Below are 25,418 nucleotides of genomic sequence, written 5' to 3' on the forward strand. Positions count from 1 at the left end.
CATGGCCAGCGAAACCTCCCGCGGACGCGCCGAGCTCTTCATTGAAAACCAAATCGCCATCGTGCGGTTCTCCAGTCCCCCCGAAGGATTTATGGACGAGGGGACGGTGAGCGATCTCGCCGCCGCCATGGACCGCATCGATAGCGATGAAAGCGTACGCGCCTGTGTCCTGACCGGCGGACAGGACGATGTCTTCATCCGGCATTTCGATGTGCGTGTGCTCGAGGCGAGATCGCGCGCTCTGAAGGCGCGCGGCAAGCAGTTCTCTCTCGACCGGCCCGTCCCTGAACCACAACTACACGCCCTGATGCGGAGGATGGAGGAAAGCAGGCTTCCCTTCATCGCCGCCATAAACGGAACAGCCATGGGCGGCGGGTTCGAACTGTGCCTTGCCTGCGATATCCGCCTCGCGCAGTCGGGCAGCTACCCGATCGGCCTGCCGGAGGTGAACCTGGGCATCCTGCCGGGCGCCGGCGGAACGCAACGGCTATCCCGGCTGATCGGCCCGGCGCGCGCCCTGGAGCTCATGCTCTGCGGAGCGACGGTAACGCCGCAACAGGCCGCGGCACTCGGCATCGTCAACCGCTGCGTCGACGCGCCCGTGCTTACGGAAGCGATGGCCTTGGCTCGAACGATCGCGGACAAGCCCGCGAGGGCGGTCGGTCACATCAAGCAGCTCGTACGCATGTCCGGCCTCGATGAAGCGGCGATGGCGGCCGAACGAACGCTGTTTTGCGATCTGATGGTCACCGACGAGGCAATCGAGCTGATGGCCCGGATGAACGCCGGTTCGAACGACATTCGCAATCCGTAGCGAAAATCAGAGGTCCTGATAGCGTCGGCTCGTCAACAGGATCTTGCCGTCGCGCGAGGAAGCCGCGTGCGCGAGCGCCTTTTCGAATTCCTGCAGCGGGTAGCGGGCCTCGACCCGCGCGCCGACCTCTCCCTTCCCCAAGAGGCCGACCAGCCTGGAATAGACGGAGTTCACGTGCGTCGGCGTGCTTTCCGTGAACCACCGCGCCAGCCAGAACCCCCGCAGCGAGACGTTTCGAAAGACGAGGTCATGCGCATCGATCTGCGGGGCTTCACTCGAGAGCAGACCATACGTGACGATAGTGCCCCCATCGGCCACCGCCGCGCCAAGACGGGCCGTATGGCGTCCGCCGATCGCATCGAGCGCCAGGCGGACATTCCCGCCCTGCGGCAATTGAAAAGACGTCGTCCCGTCGTTGACGATCGCAAGGTCACAACCGAGTGCTCTGACGGTTTCGGCCGCTTGCTGCCGCCTCACGACGGCTGCGGTGCGCAGGCCGCGCGCTTTCGCTAGCTTGATCACATTCTGGCCGACGGCGGAATTCGCGGCATTGAGCAACACCCAGTCCCCGTCTGAAAGCGCGACCATCTCCTCCAGCATGACCAGGGCTGTCGCCGGATTTGCCTTCAGCATGGCCGCCTGATCGATGTCGGTTCCCTCGGGAAGCACGATCAGCGAGCGCGCATCGCATACGATCCGCTCGCGCCAGGCGCCGAGCCCCATAGGAATGACGAGATCGCCCACCGCGCAGCTCGCCACATCGTCCGCGACCGCCGACACGATGCCGACGCATTCCGAACCCGGCACATATCTGCGCTTCGGCTTGACGCCATAGCGCCCTTCCAATGTCAGCAGATCGGCCGGATTGATCGTCGCCGCAAGCACGTCGATCCGCACCTGCCCCGACTTCAGGGCGCCATCGTCGTGGCGGGTCGTGAGTTCGGCCACCATGTCACGAGCCGGGTCAACCTCGATGGCGTGATACGTTTCAGGCATGCGGTTACCCCTGTGCCCCTGCTGGAAATGGAAGCAAACGATAGTTTGCCATTACAGTAAGCTGTGTTACCACGGTCGGCGTTTTATGGTTCCGCCGGAGATGGTGCAGTCATGGCAAAACAGTCAAAGAAAAGCGCCCAGCGCCAAGGCTCCCAGGCCCATGTGAACCGGCGTGAAGATGTTCTGGAGCGTGCCGGAGAGCTGATGGCCGCCAAAGGATACGAGGGCACATCCATGCGCGACATCGCGTCTGCCGTGGGGATGCTTCCGGGATCGCTGTATTATCATTTCCCCTCGAAGGAAGCTCTTTTCCTTGCGTTGCATGAGCGCGTCGTATCCGAGATGGCCCACCGCGTCGCCAACGCCCTCGAAGGCGTTGAAGACCCCTGGGACCGGCTCGAAGCGGCATCTCGGGCCCATCTCGAGGGACTGCTTCAAGCTGGAAACCTTGTTGCCATCGTGTCGCCGGAATTCCTCGGCGATGGTCACGAGATCAGCGCAGCCATCCACGCCGAGCGGCGCAGCTACGAGGCGGTCTTCCGCGCTCTCGTGGACGCATTGCCCCTTCCCGATGAGATCGACCGGCGCCTCCTCCGCCTTCATCTTTTCGGCGCATTGAACTGGACGCCCACCTGGTACGAATCCGGCAAGGGTGCGAACCCGTCAGATATCGCCCACCAGATCGTGACCGTGTTCCGCTATGCGTTCGAAGACCGTCATTGACGGTCAGTATTGCGTTTCCGGTATTTCGAAGCCCCACTCCGAAAGGTCCTCTGTGACCGTGATCTGGCAGCAGAGGCGACTGTTGGGGCGTCGTTCGCTGGCCGCACCGTCGAGCATCGCGTCTTCCATTTCGTCCACCAGCTGCTCATTCGTGCCGTCAGGCGCGCGGACGTAGACGTGGCAGGTCGCACAGCTCAGAGACCCTCCGCATTCTCCGACGATACCCTCGATGCCGTTGCGGACGGCAGCCTGCATGACGCTTTCGCCCGGCTGAGCGTCGACAGTAAGTTTCTGTCCGTCGGCTTCGATAAACGATAAGCGCATCTAATAGATCCTATTTATACCAAACAATCGTTTGTTATATATTCGGGCACGCCGAGTCAAGGATGGCTCGCCACCTCTGTCCACAGCCGGATCGCAAGCGCGACGACGCTTCCGCGAACCGAGTTATCAGGAGGTCTTGTCCGATGATCAGGCCCGATGCGGCCCAGAGATCACCTCGGCCGGCGACATCCTTGTCTCGACCTGAAATCCGCCTTCCCGTCCACAAGGGGCTGACGAAGGACGTCTGATTTACCCTTTCCCCGCGCCTCGATCTGGCGGGGCACAGCGCAAACGACGACCATCCGCTGGCCGGCGGTACAACACCGGCCCTTCGCGGTCAGCCTTCCGCGTCGGCCGTTCGCGGCCTGCGGACCGCTCTCACTACTGCGCGGTCGCCGCCACCGCAGAAGAAGCGGTCGCCGCCATCGGATTCGAGGCCGGAGACGCCGTCTCCGGAAGGCATCTCGACGCTCAGGAGCACCTCGCCCGTCTGCGGATCGATACGGCGGATATCGCTCTCGTTGTCCTGCCAGGTGCCGTGCCAAAGCTCGCCGTCCACCCAGGTTACGCCGGTGACGAACCGGTCAGATTCGATGGAGCGCAGGACCGCTCCCGTTTCCGGATCGACCTGATGGATCCGGCAGCTGCGGTGCTCGCCGACCCAAAGCGTCCCCTCCGCCCAGGCAAGCCCGGAATCCCCGCCGTTTCCGGGGGCCGGAATCGTATGGAGGATGTCGCCCGTCTCCGGGTCGATCTTCCGGATGACGGCTTCCGCGATCTGGTACAGGTACGTACCATCGAATGCCGTCCCGGCATCTGAGGCGACGTCGAGCGTCCTCAGCGTTTCTCCATTGTCCGGATCGAAGGCGCTCAGCGTGTCCCCGCTGGCGAACCAGACCCGTCGTCCATCGAAACTGACCCCGTTCACCCCGTCGACGCCGGGGAAGGGACCGTATTCACGAAGAATGTCTGCCGCGATCTTTTTCATGTCGCCAGTCTAGCCATTGAAGGTCGATGCCGGGAGCAACAAACTTGTCGGGAAACCGGGGATCTGCGGTGCCGTCCAGCGACGCGCCCGCCCGCGGCCGAACGATTCGACCTGGCCGGCACCCGCCAACGCGTCGAGCGCGCGCTGCACGGTGCGCGGGCTCACCCCGAGCGCCAGGGCAAGCGCGGAACTCGACCACGCCTCCCCGTCGGCAAGCAAGGCCAGCACCTGCGCATGGTCGCTCTCGACGGGAGGCGCCAGCACCGCGACGGTTTCCGCGACGGGTTGCAGCGCGAAGCCCCGCTTCGTCGCGTTCAGACCGGCCAGCGGCCGGATCGCCACACGGAGCCGGGCGATTTCGACGCGGAGCCGCGCGCGATGCGAGTCGTCGGCGTGCCGGGCGCCGAAGGCCCGCCGCAGCAGCGTTTCGCGCGGAGCATCGCCGGGCCAGGCCTCCGCCAGGGCGCGAAGAAGCGCGAACAGGACGGGGCGGCTGGCGAGCGATACGCGGTCCGATCCCCGCCGGACCACATTGCGGCACGCATCGACGATGAGCGCGTCCGACGCGAGCAGAGCCTCGACCGCGCCCAGCCCGAGCAGGCGCTCGCTGTCCTGCGAGACGAGACGAGCGGCCGGCGCCTCGAAGGCGCGTACGGTCTGCTCCACCTCGGCGATCAGCGCGGGGATCCCCGCGTCGCGCGCGGCCTGTGCGGCCCGGTCCAGCGCGGCGCGCGCGGGTTTCGTCCGCACGCGGCGCATCGCGATGCCGGCGGCAACGAGCCAGTAGCCGGCCCTGGACGATGGCCGCAGCGCCCCGGCGTCGAGACCATCGAGCCGCCGCTCGGCCTCGTCGAGCTGGCCGATCAGCAAGAGCCGCCGGGCGCCGAGATAACGGGCATGCTCGGCGTTCACGCGATCGCCCGATGCGTCCAGCACCGCCCGCGCCGCGTCGAGAGCATCCATAGGCCAACCGAGGTCGCGCGAGACCAGCGCGATCTCGGCCTCCGCGACGGCGCACCGCGCGCGGGCCATCGGCTCCCTCGAACCAAAGGCGCGCGCGGCGCTGCGCAACAGCGCCCTGGCGCGCCCGGGGTCGCCGAGCTGCGCCATCGCGATCCCGCGCAGGGCAAGCGCCGGGGCGTCGTCGCGCAGGCCGACCCGCTTCAGCGCGGCCAGCGGATCGCCCAGCGAAAGCGCGCGCGCCGCAGCCACGATCAGGGAGTCCATTCAAATCCCGTCACACTTGTAACTCCCGCGCGGTTCCCCGCCTGCCCTACACCCTGACTATACGGCACCGGCTAGAGGATCGGAGGAACGGAAATGACCGCATCGTCGATTGCGAAAACACGCGTTGCCGGCGTCCGGCGCGCTGGCGACGCCGCAGGCCTGCTCGGCCTGGCCGCCTTCCCGACCTTCGCGTTGATGGCCTGGGTTTCGGCAAGCAAGGCATCCCAGGCCTCGATCTGTTTTTCCGCGCCAACCCCACCATCGATCGGCGGCATGGCCGTCATGTACCTGCTGATGAGCCTTTTCCACCTGGCGCCCTGGCTGAGGCTTGCTTCAGGCCACCGGCACCAATGTTCCCAAGACCACGTTAGAGGAGACTGATCCCATGAAACATTCGGTTGTTTCGCGCGAGGAATGGCTCGCGGCCCGCAGGGCGCTCCTGGAGAAGGAGCGCGACATGACCCACGCGCTCGACGCGCTGCGCGTCGAGCGCCGGCAGCTGCCCTGGGTCAAGATCGAGAAAGAGTATGTCTTCGAGGGCCCCGACGGCCCGGTTCCGTTGGCAGACCTGTTCGACGGCCGCAGCCAGCTCGCCATCTACCATTTCATGCTGACGCCAGGCTCGCCCGACGTCTGCTCGGGCTGCTCCTTTATCATGGACCATGTCGATACGGCGCGGCAGCACTTCGAGCACGCGGACCTCGCCTTCGCCGCGGTCGCCCGCGCGCCGATCGGCCACATCGCAGAGGTGAAACGCCGGATGGGCTGGGCCGCCACCTGGGTGTCCTCGCAACACTGCGACTTCAACTACGATTTCGGCGTGTCGTTCACACCGGAAGACCGCGCCGCCGGCCGCGCGCTCTACAACTACGGCAGGACGACCATCGCGAATTCGCCGGACATGTTCGGGGTCAGCGTCTTCGCGACGGGCGAGACCGGCGACATCTTCCACACCTATTCGACCTACCACCGCGGCGCCGAGCTGCTCATAGGCGCCTTCAACTGGCTCGACCTCGCGCCCAAGGGCCGCAACGAGACCGGCACCATGAGCTGGGTCAGGCTCCACGACGAATATGCAAGCTGACGTCCGTGCCGGCCCCGCTCGACACCGTCGGGCGGGGCCCTGTGCGGGAAACGGCCAACCGCATCAGCACCGATCGGCGTCGAATTCCGCAAAGATGTCGACATGCTCGCGACAGAACGCGATACGACGCCCGGCATTGCCCCCGAGTTTCAGCGCCACCTCTTATGCGAGAAGCCTTTGATCCCGCTTTGGTGGATGCTCAGGAAGGCTGCCCTGTCATTTCGCTGACGGCGCGCAGCAGGAACTCGTCCTGATAGTGAGCCGCCGCAAAGGACAGGCCGACGGGGCACCCGTCGACCGTCAGCAACGGCACGGAGACTTCCGGCAGGCGGCCGACGCCGGAAAACGCGGTGATCGTCATCGTGCGATCGTAGTAGTCCACCACCGCGTCCATCGTGTTGAGCGAGCCTTTCAACGGCGCGATGACCGGCGTTGTCGGAAAACAGATCACGGTCCCGGGCGAAAGGCAGGCGTTGATGCTCTCGAAGAACCGCTCGCAGCGCGCCAACCCGTCCAGCGCGGCGATCCGGTCGAACGCCAGGACATTGCCGTAGGCCATGGAAAAGGGGAAGCCGAGTTCCGGCGTGCAGGCTTCGATCCAGTTGCCCACCGTGCTCTGGAACTCGGCCGTCTGCATGATGCGCAGCGCCTGAGTGTTGCAATCGCTGAGCGGGACGTCCTCGCCGACGATCTGCGAGAAACGGATCGGCTCCAGCGGGAGGCCCGTTCGGCGCGCGATCTCCTCCAGTGCCGCATCCGCGTGGCGCCGCACCGTGTCATCGGCGATCTCGAGCGCATCGCTCAGCACCAGAATCCGCTGCAAGGAAGCCTGCGGCGTCGGACCGCTGCGCAGGGCGACGCGGATCGCCGCATCGAGATGGGCGAAGCACGCGGCCACGACGCCTACAGTGCTCACGCTCGGCATGAAGGGCAGCACCCCGGCCTCGGAGATGCGATGCAGCGAGGGCCGCATGCCCCAGAGCCCGCACAGGCTCGCGGGCACGCGGACGGATCCGCCCGAATCCGTCCCGATCGAAAAATCCGCGATGCCGTTGGCGACGGAGGCCGCCGACCCGCTCGACGATCCGCCGGGGATGCGGTCCGGGGCTTTCGCATTGCGCGGTGTTCCGAAGAACGGGCTCTCCCCGTCGAGGCTGTAGGTGAACTCGTCCGCCACGACCTTGCCGACGCAGCGCGCGCCCGCGGCGAGCATCTGGTCGACGCACAGCGCGTTGTACGTCGGAGCCGGATGCGCGTCGCGCCAGGCCGGGCTGCCATAGGAGGTCCTGTGCCCCGCAATGTCGATGTTGTCCTTGACGGTGAACGTTGTCCCGTCGAGCGGCCCGGTTCCCAGCGGCGGGAGGTCCAGCCGCGCGACGAGAGAGCCGGACGGATCGACGGGGAATGACTGGGGCATGATGTCTCCGGGGCGTGCGAAATTCGATGCCGATGCGCCTGATGCGACTATCACCAGGAACGATCAGACGGAATGCGTAAGGGGCCATTCGCCCATGAAGACCACCGACGTCCTTCACGTCGAGGACTATACTCCGCTCCGCAACTAGCTGGACGTGCTTCAGGGTAAAGCAAGAGCTCCGCGACCTGCCGCACATTTCATTAACGTCCTGTGTGTAATCGCTTTTTTTGCGCCGTCGGCATGGGGCGAACGATACCTACGGCGGCACGCAGGCCCGAGAAGCCGCGTCGCAATCGCTTCGCCGGAGCGCACTGGACACAAGACAGGAGCCTTCATGATTCGATCCCTTACAGCTTTAGTTCTCGCAGGTTCGCTTGCTTTTGCCCCCGTTGCCAACGCCTGCACCGGGATCAAGCTGACCGCGAAGGATGGTACGGAAGTTGCCGGCCGGACATTGGAGTTCGGTACACCGGTCGATTGGTACGTCACCGCCGTTCCGAGCGGGACGCAGATCAAGCCCGAGCTGCCGGCGGAGTCCGGCGGCCTGACCTACAAGACGAAATACGGCATCACCGGCATGACCGCCTACGACACGACCAACTTCGTTGACGCGATCAACGAGGAAGGCCTTTATGTCGGGCTGTTCTACTTCCCCGGATATGCAAGCTACCCTGACCTGGGCGATGACAACCGCGCCAAGGCGCTCGCGCCACAGCAGTACGCCACGTGGTTGCTCGCCAATTTCGCCACGATCGACGAGGTGAAGGCGCACTTTGACGACATCGTGCTGGTGGCCGCCGAGTTCGAGCAGATGGGAGAGGTCATCCCGATGCACGTCCGCGTTGTCGACAAGACCGGCAATGCCATCGTCATCGAGCCGACCGACAAGACCCTCAAGATCTTCGATGCGCCGCTCGGCGTCATCACCAACTCGCCCACCTACGACTGGCACATGACGAACCTCTCCAACTTCGTCAACCTGTCGACCCTCAACGTTCCGCCGGTGAAGCTGGACGGCGTCGAACTGCAGGCGGCCGGCCAGGGCGCCGGCATGCACGGACTGCCGGGCGACTTCACCCCGCCGTCGCGTTTCGTGCGGGCTGCGGTGTTTTCTCAGTCGGCGATCCCGGTCGAGACGGGCGCCGAGGTGCTGGAGCAGGCCTTTCACATCCTCAACAACTTCGACATTCCTTACGGCGCGGTACGCGGTGAGGAAAACGGCAAGGTTGCTCCCGACTACACGCAATGGACGGCCGTCGCCGACCTGACCAACGGAACCTGGACCGTCAAGACCTACGACGCCCAGAACCTTCGCGTGGTGGATGTCAAGGCGGCGCTGGCGGCCGCGGACGGCAAGGTTGTTCATATCGACTCGAAGAAGTGGTCGCAGTCGTTCGAGGACATTTCGTCCGAGTTCAAGTAGGACGGCAGCCCCAAGTCTGGCCGCCCCGGGATGCTCACGCGGTCCGGGGCGGTACGCTCCCGGCGTTCACCGGACAGTCTCGGTCCGACGCCATCCACTGACCCGAAACGTTCGGCGGCAGCCGCCGTTTGACGGACGCGCGCTCGAAGCCTAAGGACGCTGACGCCTTGCGTCTGGCCACCGTCGAGACTGTCCAGCGCGGGCAACGCAACCCTATCGGCGACATGCCCCTTGTTTGGCCTCGCAGGCGCTGAGTGAAAGCATGGAGGATCTGGTCCCCCTGGCCGGGCTGTTCGCCGTGGCCTTCGTCGCCGCCACGATCCTGCCGGCGCAGTCGGAGGCCGCGCTGGTCGGGCTTCAGCTTGCCGGATATCCCGTCGTCCTCCTGATCGTCGTGGCCACCCTCGGCAACACGCTGGGAGCGGTCGTCAACTGGGCGCTCGGGCGCGGGGTGGAGCGGTTCAGGGACCGCCGCTGGTTTCCCGTCTCGGCCGCGGCGCTGGCCCGGGCCTCCGGCTGGTACAGCAGATGGGGCCGCTGGAGCCTGCTTCTGAGCTGGGCGCCCGTCGGCGGCGATGCCCTCACCGTGGCCGCCGGCGTGTTGCGCGAGCCGTTATGGAGCTTCCTGCTGCTGGTGACGATCGCCAAGGCCGGACGCTATTGCGCCCTGGCGGCGATAACGCTGGGGCTGCTCTGAGGGGGGTCGCACCATCGGGAACGCGCAACAGGATGTGCCGGGTCTGTCGGCACATACCCAAGGGCCGTCTGAATCGGAAATTCTAAGGCGGAAAGTCCGACCTGAGAGTACCCCGTATATTTCAAAAGATTATGGAAGATTTGGTAGCGGAGGAGGGACTTGAACCCCCGACACGCGGATTATGATTCCGCTGCTCTAACCAACTGAGCTACTCCGCCGCCGGCTGCCCGGCGGGCGCGTGACTGGTCCCGCGCCCCGGCTTGCGTGGGGGCGATATAAGGAGCCGCCCCGAGGGGTGTCAAGCTGGCTGTCGGGCCAAGTGTCAGGCTTCCGCCGCCATCGCCTGCGGGCTCTCGGCGTTTTTCCCGCCGATCCGGCGAAACCTGAGCATCGTGAACAGGCCCGCCGGCGGCAGCCCGCGGCGTTCGATCGGCTCCAGGCCCGGACGGTCGAGCACCGTCTCGACCGGAAATTCCGGCCGCCAGCCGAGTCGGTCGGCGAAGGGCGCCAGCGCCTGCTCGATCGCCGCGCGCGGGCCGGCCTGGGCGCTGAAATGGTTGACCAGGATGACCTCGCCTCCCGGCCGGCAGACGCGCTCCAGTTCCGCCATCACCCGCTTCGGCTCCGGCGCCACCGTCACGACGTGCATCGCCACCACGGCATCGAAGCTGGCGTCGGCGAAACCGAGCTGCCCGGCATCCATCTCCAGGAGGGCCGACACGTTGGACAGGTCCTGCCTGGTCACGCGCCGGCGCGCCTGCTCGAGCATTTCGAGCGACAGATCGATGCCGACCACCTCGAGGTGCCCGGCGTAGAGCGGCAGGGCGATGCCGGTGCCGACGCCGACCTCGAGCACCCGCCCGTGGGACGTGTTGATATGGCGGATCGCCGCTCGTCGCGCCGCGCGGGTGACCGAGCCGAACAGCTCGTCATAGACCGGCGCCCAGCGCTTGTAGGCCTTGCGGACAGCGTTGCTGTCCAGCTTTCCGTCGCGCCGGCGGATCGGTGGTGTCTGATTCAAGTTGTTCGGGTCCCCAGTCCCATTTGCCGGCCTCTAGCGGGCCGCCATCGCCGCGGCCGCGCTTTTCCGGCTGTCGTCGATCGTCCCGGGCTGCATCCGCGCGGCGGCGATCCAGCCGCCGCCGAGCACGCGGCTCTGCGCCGCCTCGGATTCGTAGAAAACACAGGCCTGGCCGGGCGAAACGCCGTACTCGCCGGTCAGGAGCTCAACTTCAACAGTCCCCTCGCACACCAGCAGCCGGGCCGGCTGCGGCGGGCGGGTGGAGCGCACCTTCGCGCAGATCTCGTGGACGCCGGCGGCAAGTGGCCGGTCGCCCAGCCAGTTGACGTCGCGCAGCGTCATCCGCCGCGTTTCCAGCGCCTCGCGCGGGCCGACGATCACCCGGCGCCCCGGCGCATCGAGGTCGACCACGTAGAGCGGCTCGCCCACGGCAACGCCGATGCCGCGCCGCTGGCCGATCGTGTAGTGGATGATTCCCTCGTGGCGGCCAAGCACCCGCCCGTCGAGATGAACGATGTCGCCCGGCTCCACGGCGTCCGGACGCAGCCGCTCGATGATCTGGCTGTAGCGGCCGGTCGGCACGAAGCAGATGTCCTGGCTGTCGCTCTTCTCGGCGATGGCCAGCCCGAACGCGCGGGCCAGCTCGCGCGTCTCCGGCTTGGTCATGTCGCCGAGCGGAAAGCGCAGGAAATCGATCTGTTCCTGTGTCGTGGCGAACAGGAAATAGCTCTGGTCGCGTTCGGGATCCTTCGCCCTGAACAGCGCGCGGTGTCCGTCCGGGCGCAGCCGGCTGGCGATGTAGTGCCCGGTCGCCAGCGCGTCGGCGCCGAGATCGCGCGCGGTCTCCAGGAGATCGTGGAACTTGATGTCCTGATTGCAGGCCACGCACGGAATCGGCGTTTCGCCGGACAGGTAGCTGTCGGCGAAGGCGTCGATGACCGTTTCCTTGAATCGCCTTTCGTAGTCGAGCACGTAGTGCGGAATGCCGAGATCCTCGGCCACGCGGCGTGCGTCGTAGATGTCCTGTCCCGCACAGCACGCTCCGGCGCGGTGCGTCGCCTCGCCGTGGTCGTAGAGCTGCAGGGTGACACCGACCACGTCGTAGCCCTGCCGCTTGAGCAGGCCCGCCACGACGGAGGAATCGACGCCGCCCGACATCGCGACGACGACACGCGTGTCCGCCGGGTCCTTGGGCAGGTCGAGACTGTTGAGCCGCTGCTCGGGCATTTTGTCCAGGTGGTTTTGGCAAACTGCGCGCGCGACTCCGACCGCCCGCGACGTCCCTAGATGATAAGCGCAACCGCACCGCATTCAAGATCGTCCGCACCCGCGGCGCGGGGCAACTCCTGCTTGGCGCGCGGCAGAATTTGCCGGACGGCGTAGGCCGACCCGCCCTGGTCTTCTAGCAACCCACTGAAAAATAACAATGATTTTTCTGGCTCGCTTCTTGCTGCCGAACTGACGAAGGCGCGAGGAGCGCCCGCACGGTACGAAAACGAATATGACGGCAGCACCCGCCAACACTGCAACAGCCTTGCACACCTCGCCTCTTGCGGGCGGGAAAGCCGGTGCCGGTCGTGCCGGCGGCGGCGCCAATGGCGCCGCCTTCCTGGCCGTTCTCGACCAGATGCTGGGCCTCGCCGCCACCGGCAAGGGGCTGCCCGGCGCGCCGGCCGGCAATGCCGACCGGCTGCAAGCTGCCAGATCCGGGACCCTACCGCCGTGGTTGCAGGCGTTCAGCGAAATAGCCGCCGACGCCGTGGCGCCGATGTCGGCGGATCCGGCGCAGGCGGCTACCAAGGGCGCGGCGACAGAGACCCCCGCGGCCGAAGGCATGGCGAACGACGCCAACGCCCTTCTTGCCGGCGTCGTCGACCCGGCGCTGGCCGCCGCGGCCGAGGGCGAACAGCCGCAACCGGCAAACGGCGCCCCCGACGAGGACGCGTCGCTACCGGCCGGTCGCGGCCAGGGCCTCGCCACGGCGATCGCGGACGCGAAGGCGCAGCTCGCCGAGAGCGGCGAGGCCGCGAACAAGGGAGCGACCGGCGAGGCCGTCAGCCGCGTCGCCACCAGTCACGCCCCCGGACAGGACGCCGAAACCCGCCCCGCGCATGCCGGACGTTCCGATGTGCCGGCCACCCCCGTTGCACAGTCCCCCGCAGACCTGGCCGCAGACCTGGCTGCCGATCCCGACGTCGACGGCGTTCTCGCCGCTTTCGCCCGCCGTTCTGGACAGTCGGGCCCGGCCAGCGGCCAGCAGCCCGTCGTAATCGGGGCCGGCGCCGAGACCGCGGCCCTCGCACGCCAGGCCGCGCCGGCCTCGCAGGCAGCCGACGGCCAGTCGCGCCGGCGCGATGCCGAGATCGCCCGCGCCGACGCAGCGGCCGAGAAGCCGAACGGCGCCTCCGGCTCCGGCAGGACCGAACCCGACGCCCTCAACCGCCTGCTCGCCGCCGGTCAGGCCGCGACGAAGACGCCGCTTGCGACCGCGATGGCCGATGGCGGGACCGGTGCGGACGCGCAGCCGGGCAAGCCGGCGGCCACCGCGCCCGTGCTCCTGACCATCAACGAGGTCGCCTCCGGCGCGCCGCTGCAAACCGGTACGGCGACGCAGGCCCTGGCAACGACCGCCGCGGCGCAGGCCGGCCATGCCGGCCGCCCGGATTTCAGCGCCATGGCCTTGCGCATCGCCCATGAGGCGCGCGACGGGAAACAGCGCTTCGAGATCGCTCTCGACCCGCCCGAGCTCGGCCGGGTCGAAGTTCGCCTGGAGTTTTCGCGCGACGGACGCATGACCACCCATCTCCTGGTCGACCGCAGCGATACCCTCGACGCCCTCGCGCGCGATGCCCGGGGCCTTGAAAGGGCCCTGCAGGCGCAGGGGCTGAAACTGGAGGATGGCGGCGTGCAGTATCAGCTGCGCGATCAGTCCGCCTTCGCCCAGCAGCACAACCACAACGACGCCCACGACCGGCGAGACGGCGCGGGTGGCGACAAATCAGATCCGACATCGATTGCCGAACCCGAGGAGCCAGGCACCCGCCGTCGCCTTGCGCTCGGCGGCCTCGATGTGACGATATAGGGGACGGATATGGCTATCGACGCGATTTCGGGCCTGCAGTCGGTCGGCCAGTCGGCCTACGACAGCGGCGGCATTGCCGATAACTTCGATGCGTTTCTGCAGATTCTGACAACCCAGTTGCAGAACCAGAACCCGCTGGACCCGCTGGACACTAACCAGTTCACCCAGCAGCTGGTGCAGTTCGCCGACGTCGAGCAGTCGATCAAGTCGAACAAGAACCTGGAGGCCCTGATCCAGATGTCGGCGGCGAGCACCGCCACCGCGGCCACCAGCTTCATCGGGAAGAAAGTGATGATCCAGTCGGTCACCCAGACGCTGGAAAACAGCCGCGCCGAATGGAGCTACTACGCCGGCGGCGCCGCGGACGGCGCCAGCTTCACCGTCCGCGACGAGGCAGGGAATATCGTCTGGACGGAAACGAAGGACATCGCGGCCGGACGCAACAGCTACGTCTGGAACGGTCGCGACGACAGCGGCAACATCGTCCCGGACGGCAAGTACACCCTGGCCGTCGAGGGTACAGACACCGACGGCAACCCGGTCGAAGTGCATGTCGAGGTGGCCGTGACGATCGACGGGATCGACTTCAGCGGCCCGGAACCCGTCCTGCTCGTCGGCGACGAGGGGGTCCCGCTCAGCCAGGTCCGCGCCGTGCTTGGCATCTAAATTGTCGACCCGCCACGGCCGACCTGTTTCAAATTGAGGCTAAAGCGCGGAAACTGTTAAGAAATTACCCACCTTTGCTTTAGCCAATTTTTAAGTCGACCCGCATAGTCTTCTGATCGTGTTTGGTCAGTAGAGTATGTGAGTGTATCCATGACCGATCAGTACCGCCCGCGGGCGAAGTACGTGATTGGGCCAGACGGCAGCCCTCTCACCATTGCCGATCTGCCGCCAAAGAATACCAAAAGGTGGGTGATCCGGCGTAAGGCCGAGGTGGTGGCTGCCGTGCGAGGCGGACTGTTGAGTCTCGAGGAAGCCTGCGACCGCTATACCCTTACGGTCGAGGAGTTCCTCAGCTGGCAGCATTCGATCGACAGGCACGGATTGCCCGGCCTGCGAGCGACGCGCGTCCAACAGTATCGGCAATAGCGCCGCCCGATTCCATCGACAGATTTGTGCCAGACGCCGGCCCAGTGCCGGCGTTTCGCATTTTGCGACACGCGTGCCGCCACGGCACCCGTGTGCCCTGCCGATGCGTCAAGCGTTAGCCGGACGCTAACGTTTTACACCCAGTTTCCCGCGCACCTGTCCCGATCCGGGCCATGCCTGCAGCGCGTCAGCCGACGCGTTAAGAACTTGTTTAGCATTCAGGTGGGAAATTCTTGCCGGGTCGCGATCGGCACGGACCGGTCCATGATTCTCATGCGACGGCCGACGACTGGGCGTAAACGGGGCATCAGAGGGGCAAGGTGCAGGGAGGTCTCGACTTTCTGAAGACGATGGGCGCGGCGCGCCTGGCGGCGATGGGCGCCGTCGGCGTCGGCCTTATCGGCTTCTTCGCCTTCCTGATTCTCTATCTGTCGTCCGAAACGATGGTCCCGATCTACACGGATCTCGACTACGACGATTCCGGCGCGGTGGTGCGCGAGCTCGAGTCCCGCGGCGTTCCCTACGAGATGCGCCGAGACGGCTCCACGATCCTCGTGCCCGAGAGCCAGATGCTGCGGCTGCGCATGGACCTCGCCTCCGACGGCCTGCCGACGGGCGGCGGCGTCGGCTACGAGATCTTCGATCGCGGCGACACCCTTGGCGCCACCAGTTTCGTCCAGAATATTAACCATCTCCGCGCGTTGGAGGGTGAACTCGCCCGCACGATCCGGGAGCTGGACCGCGTTGCCGCGGCGCGCGTGCATCTGGTGATCCCGGAGCGGCGCCTGTTCTCCCAGGACGCGACCAGCCCGTCCGCCTCGATCGTGGTCAAGACCCGTGGCGCGCTCGATCCCGCCCAGATCCGCGCCGTCCGTCATCTCGTCGCCTCGGCGGTGGAGAGCCTGACCCCCGCCCGCGTCGCCATCGTCGACGACAGCGGACGGCTTCTCGCCGACGGCTCCGGCGCCGAGGACCCCGGCTCCGCCACCGTGCTCGACGAGCGCCGCCGCGGCATCGAGCAGCAGCTGCGCCTGCAGATCGAGAACATCGTCTCCAGCGTCGTCGGCGCCGAGCGGGTCCGCGTCCAGGTCGCCGCCGAGCTCGAGTTCAACCGCGTCACCCAGACCACCGACCAGTTCGACCCGGACGGCCGCGTTGTCCGGTCCTCGCAGCTGCGCGAGGAAAGCTCGTCCGCCAACGAGGCCAACCCGGATGGCGCGACGACCCTGGGCAACGAGCTGCCCGGCGCCAACGCCGCCGCCAACCCGACCGGCACGAGCGAGACCGCCACGACGACCGAGGAAGTCACCAACTACGAGATTTCCCGCACCACCAAGACCGAGGTGATCGAGCCTGGGCGCGTCAAGCGGCTGTCGGTGGCCGTCGTCGTCGACGGGATCTACTCCCAGAACGCCAACGGCGAAATCGTCTACGAGCCGCGCACGCAGGAGCAGCTCGACCGGATCGCCGCCCTCGTCCGCTCCGCCGTCGGCTTCGACGCCGACCGGGGCGACACGGTCGAAGTCGCCAATCTGCGCTTCGCCGCCGCGCCGCAGGGCATGCCGCTCGACTCCGCCGATTCCTTCCTGCCGACCTTCACCAGGGCCGACATCATGCGGTTCGCCGAGCTCGGCGTCCTGTTCCTGCTCGGCATGCTGGTGCTCCTGTTCGTGGCCCGGCCGCTGGTCGGACGCATCCTCACGCCCGAAAGGGCCACCGGCACCGCGGTCGTGCCGGCGCCCTCCGGTCAGGAGCCCGCCGACGGCGAACCGCGCCAGCTCGCCGCTCCGGAAGACGCCAAGCCGGGGGCCTCGCTGCCGGTGCCGCAGACCTTCGAGGCGATCAACTTCGCCGAGCAGGTCGGTGAGGTTCAGGCCGCCTCGCTGCGCCGCGTCGGCGAGATCATCGAGCAGAACCCGACCGAGGCGGTGTCCATCATCCGCAGCTGGATCCACGAGGCCGCGGCATGATCATGAGACCGCCGGCGCCCGTCGAAGCGCGCATCCCGGAAACGGTCGCCGACCTGAACGGCCCCGAGCGCGCCGCGGTCCTGCTGCTGGCGCTGGGCCAGGAGCACGGCGACACCGTCTGGCAGCAGCTCGACGACGAGGAGGTCCGGCTGATCTCCATCGCCATGTCGAAGCTCGGCAAGATCAGCAGCGACATCATCGAGAAGCTCATGGTCGAGTTCGTCCTCGACATGGGCCACGCCGGCGCGCTGGTCGGCAACTACGACTCCACCGAGCGCCTGTTGCAGCAGTTCCTGCCCAACGATCGCGTCAACGTGATCATGGAGGAAATCCGCGGGCCGGCCGGCCGCAACATGTGGGAAAAGCTGTCCAACGTCCAGGAGCAGGTCCTCGCCAACTACCTGAAGAACGAATACCCGCAGACCATCGCGGTGGTGATGTCCAAGATCAAGTCGGAGCACGCCGCCCGCGTCCTCGCCATCCTGCCCGAGGAGCTGGCGCTGGAGGTCATCAGCCGGATGCTCCGCATGGAGTCGGTCCAGAAGGAGATCCTCGAGGGCCTCGAGCAGACCCTGCGCATGGAGTTCATGTCGAACCTCGCCAAGACGCAGCGTCGCGACGCCCACGAGCAGATGGCCGAGATCTTCAACAATTTCGACCGGCAGACCGAGTCGCGGTTCATGACCTCGCTGGAGGAGCACAACCGCGACGCCGCCGAACGCATCAAGACGCTGATGTTCACGTTCGAGGATCTCGCCAACCTGGACAACGCCTCGGCCCAGACGCTGCTGCGCCATTTCGACAAGGACAAGCTGACGATCGCCATGAAGGGCGCCAACGAGGCGCTGCGCGACTTCTTCCTGTCGAACATGTCGTCGCGCGCCGCCGGGATGCTGAAGGACGACATGGACGTGATGGGGCCGGTCCGCTTGCGCGACGTCGACGAGGCGCAGTCGCAGATGGTCAATCTCGCCAAGGACCTGGCCGCCAAGGGCGAGATCATGATTTCGAAGAACCGCGGCGACGACGAGCTGATCTACTGAGGCGATGACGGTGAACGACGGCATGACCACTCGGACGGCGACGAAACCGGCGCTGTACCTGTTCGACGAGGTGTTCGCCATCGAACCGGCCGGCGCGCCGCCCGCCCCCCCGGCCATCACCACCGCCGCGCTCGACAAGGCGGTTGCCGCCGCGCGCAAGGAAGCCCACGCCGCGGGCCTGGCCGAGGGCCGCCGCGCCGGTGAGCAGGCGCTCGCCGGCCGCCTCGCCGACACCATCGAAAAGCTGGTCGCGGCGACGGCGGCAATCGCCGGGCGCGCCGAGGCCGACCGGGCCGAGATCGAGACCACGGCCGTGGAGCTGGCGATGGCGGCGGTCGGCCGGCTCGCCCCCGCCCTCGTCTCGCGCGAACCCGCCGCCGAGCTCGCCGCCCTGTTGCGCGACTGCCTGAACGGCCTGCGCAAGGTGCCGCACATCGCCATTCGCATTTCCGAGGATCTTGTCGAACCGATGCGTGCGGAATTCGACAAGGTGGCGGTTGAAACCGGATTTGCGGGGCGCATCGTCGTTCTCGGTGACCCCGATATCGCGCCCGGCGACGGCCGTATCGACTGGGCGGACGGCGGAATCGCCCGCGACATGGGCGAAACGCGACGCAGCATCGAGGCAGCGGTGGAAAACTTCATTGCCTCCCGATCCGGCCCTGCGGGCGGTCGTGTCGACGGTCCCGTCGATGCCCCCGGCGCCGGAACAGCGAAGGACGAGACGGATGAGTGACCAGACCGACAGTCCCTTCGACGAGATCGAAAAGGGCACGCCGCCCGGGGCGGCCGCGCCACCGGCCGGCGGCGGCGACGAGGAAGCGACGACCCACTCCGCCGCCGATCTCGAGGCGGTTTTCGACGTCCCGGTAAAGGTTTCGGCCGTGCTGGGGCGCTCGCGCATGGAGGTCTCCGAGCTCCTGAAGCTCTCGACCGGCGCCGTCGTCGAACTCGACCGCAAGGTCGGCGAGGCAATCGATATCTACGTAAACGACCGGCTGGTCGCGCGTGGCGAAGTCGTTCTCGTCGAGGACCGCCTCGGCGTGACCATGACCGAAATCATCAAGGATCGCGGCTGATCGCGGTCGCGACCCTGTCGAGTATGAGAGGAACGGAACCATGAGGCTGATGATCATCGGATCGTTGCGGGGGCAGCTGTCGACAGCGACCCGCATCGCCATGGATCGAGGTGCGAAAGTCCTCCACTCCGAGACCATCGATGAAGCGATGAAGGCGCTTCGCACCGGCAAGGGCGCCGATCTTCTGATGGTGGAGGTCAGCGTCGACATCGCCGATCTGGTCGCCAGGCTCGAACACGAACGCATCTGCGTGCCGATTGTCGCCTGCGGCATACAGAACGATGCCCGCGCCGCCGTCGCCGCGATCCGGGCAGGCGCCAAGGAATACATTCCCCTGCCGCCCGATCCCGATCTGATCGCCGCGGTCCTTGCCGCCGTCGCCCAGGATGGCCACGCGCTCGTCTATCGCGACGCTTCGATGGCCTCCGTCGTCAAGCTCGCCGAGCAGATCGCCCCATCCGAGGCCAGCGTCCTGATCACCGGCGAGTCCGGCACCGGCAAGGAAGTGCTGGCCCGCTACGTGCACCAGCGCTCCAACCGCGCCGACAGGCCCTTCATTTCGATCAACTGCGCCGCCATTCCCGAGGCCCTGCTCGAATCCGAACTGTTCGGCCACGAGAAGGGCGCCTTCACCGGCGCCGTCGCCCGCCGCGTCGGCAAGTTCGAGGAGGCCGACGGCGGCACGCTGCTGCTCGACGAGATCAGCGAGATGGACGTGCGCCTGCAGGCCAAGCTCCTGCGTGCCATCCAGGAGCGCATGATCGATCGCGTCGGCGGCAATCGGCCCGTCCCCGTCAACATCCGCATCATCGCCACCTCGAACCGCAATCTCGCCGACACGGTGCGCGACGGCGGCTTCCGCGAGGACCTCTACTACCGGCTCAACGTGGTGAACCTGAAGCTCCCGGCGCTGCGCGATCGCCCGGGCGATATCCTCGCGCTCGCGGAGCATTTCGCCGCCCGCTACGCCGAGGCCAACGGCCTGCCGCCGCGCGCACTGTCGCAGGACGCACGCAAGCAGCTCACGCTGAGCCGCTGGCCCGGCAACGTGCGCGAACTCGAGAACACCATTCACCGCGCCGTGCTCCTGTCGACCGCCGAGTCGATCGACATCGAGGCGCTGCGCATGCCCGACGGCTCGCGGCTCGACGCCATGATCGGCGGCCACGAAAGCCGCGTCGTCAGCCAGGCCGCCCAGGCGGCCGAGGCGGTCACCCGCACCCTGGTCGGCCGCACCGTCGCCGAGGTCGAGCGAGACCTCATCCTCGACACCCTCGATCATTGCCTCGGCAACCGCACCCACGCCGCCAACATCCTCGGCATCTCGATCCGCACGTTGCGCAACAAGCTGCACCTTTACTCCGACGACGGCTTCGCGATCCCCGCCCCCGGGGAAACGCGGGTCGCCATGCGCTGACCTGCTGACCCGGGACTGAAAGCTTCACGATGTCCGACACGACGACGGCCGCCGACACCAACGCGCGCGCGGGCGCGGGCCTTCCCTCCCTCGGCGACATCGCCGCCCTGCTGAAGCGTGGCGACATCGCCCTCGCCACGGCGGTGATAACGATCCTCGTCGTTCTCATCCTGCCGATGCCGCCGATCATGCTCGACATGCTGCTGGCGCTGTCGATCGTGTTTTCGGTCCTGGTCCTGATGACGGCGCTGTTCATTCACACGCCGCTCGAATTCTCCGCCTTCCCGACCGTGCTGCTGATCGCCACCATGCTGCGGCTGGCGCTCAATCTGGCCTCCACGCGCCTGATCCTGGCGCACGGCCACGAAGGCACCGACGCCGCCGGCCACGTCATCGAGGCGTTCGGCAACTTCGTGATGCGCGGCAACTTCGTCATCGGCATCATCGTCTTCGCCATCCTGGTGATCGTGAACTTCGTGGTCATCACCAAGGGCTCGGGCCGGATCGCCGAGGTCGCCGCCCGCTTCACCCTCGACGCCATGCCAGGCAAGCAGATGGCCATCGACGCCGACCTGTCGTCGGGCCTCATCGACGAGGACGAGGCGCGCCGGCGGCGCAAGACGCTGGAGGACGAATCCTCCTTCTTCGGCGCCATGGACGGCGCGTCGAAATTCGTTCGCGGCGACGCCATCGCCGGCCTGCTGATCACCTTCATCAACGTCATCGGCGGCATGATCGTCGGCGTCGCCCAGAACGGCCTGTCGATGGCCGAGGCGAGCACCACCTACACGCTGCTGACCGTCGGCGACGGCCTGGTATCGCAGATCCCCGCCCTCGTGGTGTCGACGGCCGCCGGCCTGCTGGTCTCCAAGGCCGGCGTCACCGGCTCCGCCGACCAGGCGCTGATCGGCCAGCTGTCGGGGTATCCCAAGGCGCTCGGCATGTCCTCCTTCGTGATGGTCGTGATGTCCCTGCTGCCGGGCATTCCGATGATCCCGTTCCTGGCGCTGGCCGCCGGCGCCGGCGCGCTCGCCTGGTCGGCGACCCGCAAGCAGAATGAAAAGAAGGACGCGGCCGCGCAGGAGGCGCTCACGGCCGAAGCCGGGGACGCCGCGCCGGCCGACGAGCCCATCACCTCGGCGCTGGCGATCGACGAGGTCAAGATCGAGATCGGCTATGCGCTGCTACCGCTGATCAACGCGCAGGGCGGCGAGGACAAGCTGACCGGCCAGATCAAGGCGCTGCGCCGCCAGCTCGCGGCCGACATGGGCTTCGTCATGCCGCCGGTGCGCCTGCTCGACAACATGCAGCTCGAGCCGAACACCTATGTGGTCAAGGTCAAGGAAGTGGAAGCCGGCCGCGGCACCGTCTATCCCGGTCAGGACATGGTGATGGATCCCGAAGGCAAGCAGATCGCCATGCCCGGCATCCACACCACCGAGCCGACCTTCGGCCTGCCGGCCACATGGATCGACACCGCGCTGCGCGACGAGGCCCAGATGAAGGGCCTGACCGTCGTCGACCCCGCGACCGTCGTCTCCACGCACCTGACAGAGCTGATCCGCGCCAACATGGCGGAGCTCCTGTCCTACGCGGAAGTCTCCAAGCTGCTCGCCGAGCTGCCCAAGGAGCAGCAGAAGCTGGTCGACGACATCGTGCCCGGCCAGATCACCATCTCCGGCATCCAGCGCGCGCTCCAGGCCCTGCTCGAAGAACGCGTGTCGATCCGCGACCTGCCGACGATCCTGGAGGGTATCGCCGAGATCGCCGGCCGCGGTCACGGCACCAGGATCATCGTCGAGCACGTGCGCGCCCGCCTGTCCCGGCAGTTGTGCGCCCAGCACCAGTCGCCGAACGGCTACGTGCCGATCGTCGCCCTGTCGCCCGACTGGGAGCGTGCCTTCATCGAGGCCCTGCACGGCGACGGCGAGGAGAAGCAGCTCGCCATGGCGCCCTCGAAGCTGCAGCAGTTCATCAACTCCGTGCGCGAGGGCTTCGAGGAGGCGGCCCGGCAGGGCGAGATCCCGGTCCTGCTGACGAGCCCCGGCTCGCGCTACTACGTGCGCTCGATCATCGAGCGGTTCCGCGCCCAGACCGCCGTCATGTCGCAGAACGAGATCCACCCGCGCGCCAGGCTGAAGACCATCGGGTCGCTCTGACAAAAAGGACACACTGGCCGGAAACCGCCAACCGGCCCGATCCGTTTACGGATTGTGATCGTATGATCGGCAAAGCTGCGCGCACGCCGCAGGATGGACACCACGGGCACGGAGGGCTTCGGCGTTGACCTTGCGACTGGTTTGTATCGCCGCCGCGATCTGCGGCCTCGCCGCGCCGGCGCTGGCCGCCGACGAAGACTGGGACGGCGGCTACGACGCCGCCCCCGCGGCCGAGAGCACCACCACCGACCTGTCCATCCGGATCGGCATCGGCGGCGTTGCCCAGCCCGACTGGGAAGGCTCCGACGACTACGAGATCGTGCCCTGGCCAATCGTGTCGCTGGAATATCTCCGCCTGCCCGGCATCGGCACCGTCGGCGGGCGCACGGTCGGCTTCTCGATCGGCCCCTCCTTCAACTTCGTCGGCGAACGCGATCCGTCCTCCGACGCCGCCCTCACCGGACTCGGCACGGTCGACTCGGCCTTCGAATTCGGCCTCAGGGCCACCTACGAGGTCGACCACTGGGGCGCCTACGCGGCGCTGCGGCAGGGTTTCGGCGGCCACGACGGCCTCGTCGGCGAAGCCGTGCTCTACGCGGTCTGGCGGCCGACGGACGTTTTCGTCGTGCGCGCGGGACCGAACGTGTCCTTCGCCAGCGCCGACTATTTCGACACCTATTTCTCGGTGACCCCGGCCCAGTCCTTCCGATCCGGACTGCCGGTCTACAGCGCCGGGTCGGGCTTCAAGAGCGTCGGCGCCCAGGCGCTGGCGACCTACTCCCTCACCGAGAAGGTCGATCTGCATTTTCGCGCCGGCTACGACCGCCTCGTCAGCGGCGCCGCGGACTCGCCGATCGTCACCACCGCCGGCAGCCGCGACCAGTTCTCCGCCGGCCTCGGCTTGAGCTACAGGATCGACCTCGACCTGTTCGACTAGCCGCTTCGGCCTATGGCCCCGTTGTCGGCGCCGTCGTGGACGCCGCCTGCGCCGGAGGCCTCGTCGCCGTCTCCCGCGCGCGCAGCCGCACCACCGGCACCGGATACGGAACGCCGGCGAGCGTGTGCTCGCCGACCGCCTCGCCGTCGGCGCCGATTCCGGCCTCGCTCGCCGTACGCGCGCTCATCAGCACCGTTACGTCGGCGCCCGCGTCGAGCTTGTGACCGAGCGCCTCGATGCGCTGGGCGACATTCACCGTGTCGCCGACGATCGTGTAGTTGACGCGCCCCGGCGCGCCGATATTGCCGACCACCGCCGGCCCGCTATGCAGGCCGATCCGCATCCGCACCGGCTTCAGGCCTTTGCCGGCGCGGCGCCGGTTGTCAGCCGCGATCACCTCGGCGATGCAGCGCGCCGCCTGGACGGCGCGGGCCGCATGGTCGTCCTGCCGGTCCGGCGCGCCCCAGAACGCCATCACCGCATCGCCGATATACTTGTCGATGCTGCCGTTCTCGCCCCGGATGCAGTCGGCGAGCATGCCGAAATGGCGATTCAGGAACGCCGCCGTCTCTTCCGCACCCATCCGGTCCGAAATCATCGTGAAGCTGGCGATGTCGGTAAACATCACCGTGATCTCGCGGGTTTCCGAGGCGACGCTGGTCTCTCCGCCAAGCGCGATCAGCCGCTGCACCAGCTGCCGGGGAACGTAGGTCTCGAACACCTTCAGGCCGTCGAGCATCAGGTTGAAGGCCCGCGCCTGCTGGTCCAGCTCGGCGATGGCGCTGCCGCGCGGGCGCGACGTCGTGTCGATCTCCAGCCGGGCGACCCCGGACGCGGACTCTGCCAGCCGGCGGATCGGACGCGACACGTACCCGCCGAGCACGAACGCCGCGATGACCGCGATCACGACCACGACGAAGCCCGCGATGGCCGACGTCAACAGCCGCTGCATCGAATCGCTGAGCTGCGTCTGCCGGTAGTAGGCCCCTATGGCGAGTGGCTCTTTGCCGTAGCCCGGGACCCAGCGGGACAGGACGATGTAGCGCGTGTCCTCGATGTCGACCCGCTCGACCTCCACGCCACGGGCGCGCGCCGCCTGCATGAAGACGATGGGAACGCCCTTGTCGAGATTGACGATGACCGGATCCGTCGATTCGGAGGTCGGGATGACGCCGTAGCTGGCATTGTCGGCGGCTTCGGAGAACTGCGGGTGCGCCATCAGCTTGCCTTCGCCATAGAGGATGAAGGCCGTCGCGTCATAGAGCTTGCCCACCGAGGCGACGAAGCGGGAAAACTGGTCGAGGGAAACCGCCGCTCCGACGAAGGCGACATCGGCGTCGGTCGACGCGATGCGCGTGACCACGTTGAGATAGGTGTTGCCGCCCTCCACCGACGGTTCTCCCCAGATGTGATCCGCCCCCAGGGGTATCGACGACAACCGGCTGCGTGTCCTGGGATCGGCCTCGACGCCTTGCGGTAGCCGCTTCAGCGTCCCGTCCTTGTCCCGATAGATGCCGCGTCGAACCATGTTGCGGTCCCAGTAGATGAGAACGCTCACATCAGGCGCCGTCGCCAGCACCACCGTCAGGGCGTCGAGGATCTCGTTTGGCGTCACTGCGTGGAAATACGGCGTCTGGATCTCTCGCGATATTCCGTCGACCAGGCTGCCGGCGGAATCGAGCTTGTCGCGCACCTCGTATTCGATCCCGTCGAGGATCAGCACCATGCGGTCGTTGAGGAGCTCGATCGTGTTCGCGGAGCTTGCCTTCAGGGCGATCCACAGCACGGTGACCGTAGCGATCAGAACCAGGCCGCCGGACGTCAGCGCCAGCAGGCTACGGATGGATATCCGGCGTTTGCGCAGCCAACGGCGCGGCAAGGCGTCAGTCCCCCCGAAGGACGAGAATCAAGATTTCGCGGCGCCG

Annotated in this window: 24 protein-coding genes and 1 tRNA gene; 16 read left to right on the forward strand and 9 right to left on the reverse strand. The window is 67.0% G+C overall.

Annotation, left to right across the window (positions count from 1 at the left end):
* Position 1: 1 nt before the first annotated feature.
* Positions 2-814 carry an enoyl-CoA hydratase/isomerase family protein gene (locus ACSF9G_RS04330; RefSeq protein WP_436639664.1) on the forward strand — a complete coding sequence of 271 codons (813 nt, stop codon included), beginning with the start codon at positions 2-4 and terminating at the stop codon, positions 812-814.
* 6 nt (positions 815-820) lie between these two features.
* Here ACSF9G_RS04330 and ACSF9G_RS04335 read toward each other — a convergent pair whose 3' ends face one another.
* Entirely contained in the window at positions 821-1,765 is a 945-nt protein-coding gene (locus tag ACSF9G_RS04335) for a zinc-dependent alcohol dehydrogenase family protein (protein ID WP_436638759.1), read from the reverse strand.
* A 156-nt stretch (positions 1,766-1,921) separates the two neighbouring features.
* Here ACSF9G_RS04335 and ACSF9G_RS04340 point away from each other — a divergent pair, with 156 nt between their 5' ends.
* A complete protein-coding gene (locus ACSF9G_RS04340) occupies positions 1,922-2,533 on the forward strand; it encodes a TetR/AcrR family transcriptional regulator (protein ID WP_436638761.1) in 612 nt (203 codons plus the stop codon).
* 3 nt (positions 2,534-2,536) lie between these two features.
* Here ACSF9G_RS04340 and ACSF9G_RS04345 read toward each other — a convergent pair whose 3' ends face one another.
* From ACSF9G_RS04345 to ACSF9G_RS04355, 3 genes are all read right to left on the reverse strand, one after another.
* Positions 2,537-2,857, reverse strand: a complete 321-nt coding sequence (locus tag ACSF9G_RS04345; RefSeq protein WP_436638763.1) for a 2Fe-2S iron-sulfur cluster-binding protein — start codon at positions 2,855-2,857, stop codon at positions 2,537-2,539.
* 337 nt (positions 2,858-3,194) lie between these two features.
* Positions 3,195-3,845: an NHL repeat-containing protein gene (locus tag ACSF9G_RS04350; RefSeq protein ID WP_436638765.1), complete on the reverse strand. Its 651-nt coding sequence runs from the start codon at positions 3,843-3,845 to the stop codon at positions 3,195-3,197.
* A 9-nt stretch (positions 3,846-3,854) separates the two neighbouring features.
* Positions 3,855-5,072, reverse strand: a complete 1,218-nt coding sequence (locus tag ACSF9G_RS04355; RefSeq protein ID WP_436638767.1) for a Fic family protein — start codon at positions 5,070-5,072, stop codon at positions 3,855-3,857.
* A gap of 93 nt (positions 5,073-5,165) precedes the next feature.
* Between ACSF9G_RS04355 and ACSF9G_RS04360 the strand changes: the two genes are divergently transcribed.
* Positions 5,166-5,453, forward strand: coding sequence for a hypothetical protein (locus ACSF9G_RS04360; protein ID WP_436638769.1), 288 nt, complete (start codon positions 5,166-5,168; stop codon positions 5,451-5,453).
* Positions 5,454-5,457: 4 nt separating this feature from the next.
* Positions 5,458-6,156 (forward strand): DUF899 domain-containing protein, encoded by a 699-nt coding sequence (locus ACSF9G_RS04365; RefSeq protein WP_436638771.1) that lies wholly within the window; start codon positions 5,458-5,460, stop codon positions 6,154-6,156.
* A gap of 199 nt (positions 6,157-6,355) precedes the next feature.
* On the opposite strand, the gene ACSF9G_RS04370 is transcribed toward ACSF9G_RS04365, so the two are convergent.
* A complete protein-coding gene (locus ACSF9G_RS04370) occupies positions 6,356-7,573 on the reverse strand; it encodes an amidase family protein (protein ID WP_436638773.1) in 1,218 nt (405 codons plus the stop codon).
* Between the two features lie 334 nt (positions 7,574-7,907).
* On the opposite strand from ACSF9G_RS04370, the gene ACSF9G_RS04375 reads away from it, so the two are divergent.
* Together ACSF9G_RS04375 and ACSF9G_RS04380 are read left to right on the forward strand one after the other, a co-directional pair.
* Positions 7,908-8,996, forward strand: a complete 1,089-nt coding sequence (locus tag ACSF9G_RS04375; protein WP_436638775.1) for a linear amide C-N hydrolase — start codon at positions 7,908-7,910, stop codon at positions 8,994-8,996.
* A 262-nt stretch (positions 8,997-9,258) separates the two neighbouring features.
* A complete protein-coding gene (locus ACSF9G_RS04380) occupies positions 9,259-9,693 on the forward strand; it encodes a YqaA family protein (RefSeq protein ID WP_436638777.1) in 435 nt (144 codons plus the stop codon).
* 141 nt (positions 9,694-9,834) lie between these two features.
* Here the strand turns inward: ACSF9G_RS04380 and ACSF9G_RS04385 are convergent.
* From ACSF9G_RS04385 to mnmA, 3 genes are all read right to left on the reverse strand, one after another.
* A tRNA-Met gene (locus ACSF9G_RS04385) sits at positions 9,835-9,911 on the reverse strand.
* Positions 9,912-10,015: 104 nt separating this feature from the next.
* Entirely contained in the window at positions 10,016-10,714 is a 699-nt protein-coding gene (locus ACSF9G_RS04390) for a class I SAM-dependent methyltransferase (protein ID WP_436638779.1), read from the reverse strand.
* A 33-nt stretch (positions 10,715-10,747) separates the two neighbouring features.
* Positions 10,748-11,941 carry a tRNA 2-thiouridine(34) synthase MnmA gene (mnmA, locus tag ACSF9G_RS04395; protein ID WP_436638781.1) on the reverse strand — a complete coding sequence of 398 codons (1,194 nt, stop codon included), beginning with the start codon at positions 11,939-11,941 and terminating at the stop codon, positions 10,748-10,750.
* Between the two features lie 274 nt (positions 11,942-12,215).
* Between mnmA and ACSF9G_RS04400 the strand changes: the two genes are divergently transcribed.
* From ACSF9G_RS04400 to ACSF9G_RS04445, 10 genes are all read left to right on the forward strand, one after another.
* Positions 12,216-13,796, forward strand: coding sequence for a flagellar hook-length control protein FliK (locus ACSF9G_RS04400; protein ID WP_436638783.1), 1,581 nt, complete (start codon positions 12,216-12,218; stop codon positions 13,794-13,796).
* 9 nt (positions 13,797-13,805) lie between these two features.
* On the forward strand, positions 13,806-14,462 hold the full coding sequence (locus ACSF9G_RS04405) for a flagellar hook assembly protein FlgD (RefSeq protein ID WP_436638785.1): 657 nt from the start codon (positions 13,806-13,808) through the stop codon (positions 14,460-14,462).
* A 150-nt stretch (positions 14,463-14,612) separates the two neighbouring features.
* Positions 14,613-14,888 carry a CtrA inhibitor SciP gene (gene sciP / locus ACSF9G_RS04410; protein WP_261615367.1) on the forward strand — a complete coding sequence of 92 codons (276 nt, stop codon included), beginning with the start codon at positions 14,613-14,615 and terminating at the stop codon, positions 14,886-14,888.
* Positions 14,889-15,208: 320 nt separating this feature from the next.
* The gene (gene fliF / locus ACSF9G_RS04415; RefSeq protein ID WP_436638787.1) at positions 15,209-16,858 is read left to right on the forward strand and encodes a flagellar basal-body MS-ring/collar protein FliF; all 1,650 of its coding nucleotides are present in this window, start codon (positions 15,209-15,211) and stop codon (positions 16,856-16,858) included.
* Entirely contained in the window at positions 16,855-17,901 is a 1,047-nt protein-coding gene (fliG, locus tag ACSF9G_RS04420) for a flagellar motor switch protein FliG (protein ID WP_436638789.1), read from the forward strand. The genes fliF and fliG overlap by 4 nt, the downstream gene beginning before the upstream one ends.
* Positions 17,902-17,923: 22 nt before the next feature.
* Positions 17,924-18,637, forward strand: coding sequence for a FliH/SctL family protein (locus ACSF9G_RS04425; protein ID WP_436638791.1), 714 nt, complete (start codon positions 17,924-17,926; stop codon positions 18,635-18,637).
* Positions 18,630-18,980 carry a flagellar motor switch protein FliN gene (gene fliN / locus ACSF9G_RS04430; protein ID WP_436638793.1) on the forward strand — a complete coding sequence of 117 codons (351 nt, stop codon included), beginning with the start codon at positions 18,630-18,632 and terminating at the stop codon, positions 18,978-18,980. Before ACSF9G_RS04425 ends, fliN begins: the two co-directional genes overlap by 8 nt.
* A gap of 40 nt (positions 18,981-19,020) precedes the next feature.
* Entirely contained in the window at positions 19,021-20,397 is a 1,377-nt protein-coding gene (gene flbD, locus ACSF9G_RS04435; RefSeq protein ID WP_436638795.1) for a sigma-54-dependent transcriptional regulator FlbD, read from the forward strand.
* 29 nt (positions 20,398-20,426) lie between these two features.
* Positions 20,427-22,556, forward strand: a complete 2,130-nt coding sequence (gene flhA, locus ACSF9G_RS04440; protein ID WP_436638797.1) for a flagellar biosynthesis protein FlhA — start codon at positions 20,427-20,429, stop codon at positions 22,554-22,556.
* Positions 22,557-22,680: 124 nt separating this feature from the next.
* A complete protein-coding gene (locus ACSF9G_RS04445; protein ID WP_436638799.1) occupies positions 22,681-23,493 on the forward strand; it encodes a MipA/OmpV family protein in 813 nt (270 codons plus the stop codon).
* Between the two features lie 10 nt (positions 23,494-23,503).
* Here ACSF9G_RS04445 and ACSF9G_RS04450 read toward each other — a convergent pair whose 3' ends face one another.
* On the reverse strand, positions 23,504-25,372 hold the full coding sequence (locus ACSF9G_RS04450) for an adenylate/guanylate cyclase domain-containing protein (RefSeq protein WP_436638801.1): 1,869 nt from the start codon (positions 25,370-25,372) through the stop codon (positions 23,504-23,506).
* Between the last annotated feature and the right edge of the window lie 46 nt (positions 25,373-25,418).

This window comes from Microbaculum mangrovi, assembly GCF_051390635.1.
Lineage (GTDB): Bacteria > Pseudomonadota > Alphaproteobacteria > Rhizobiales > Tepidamorphaceae > Microbaculum.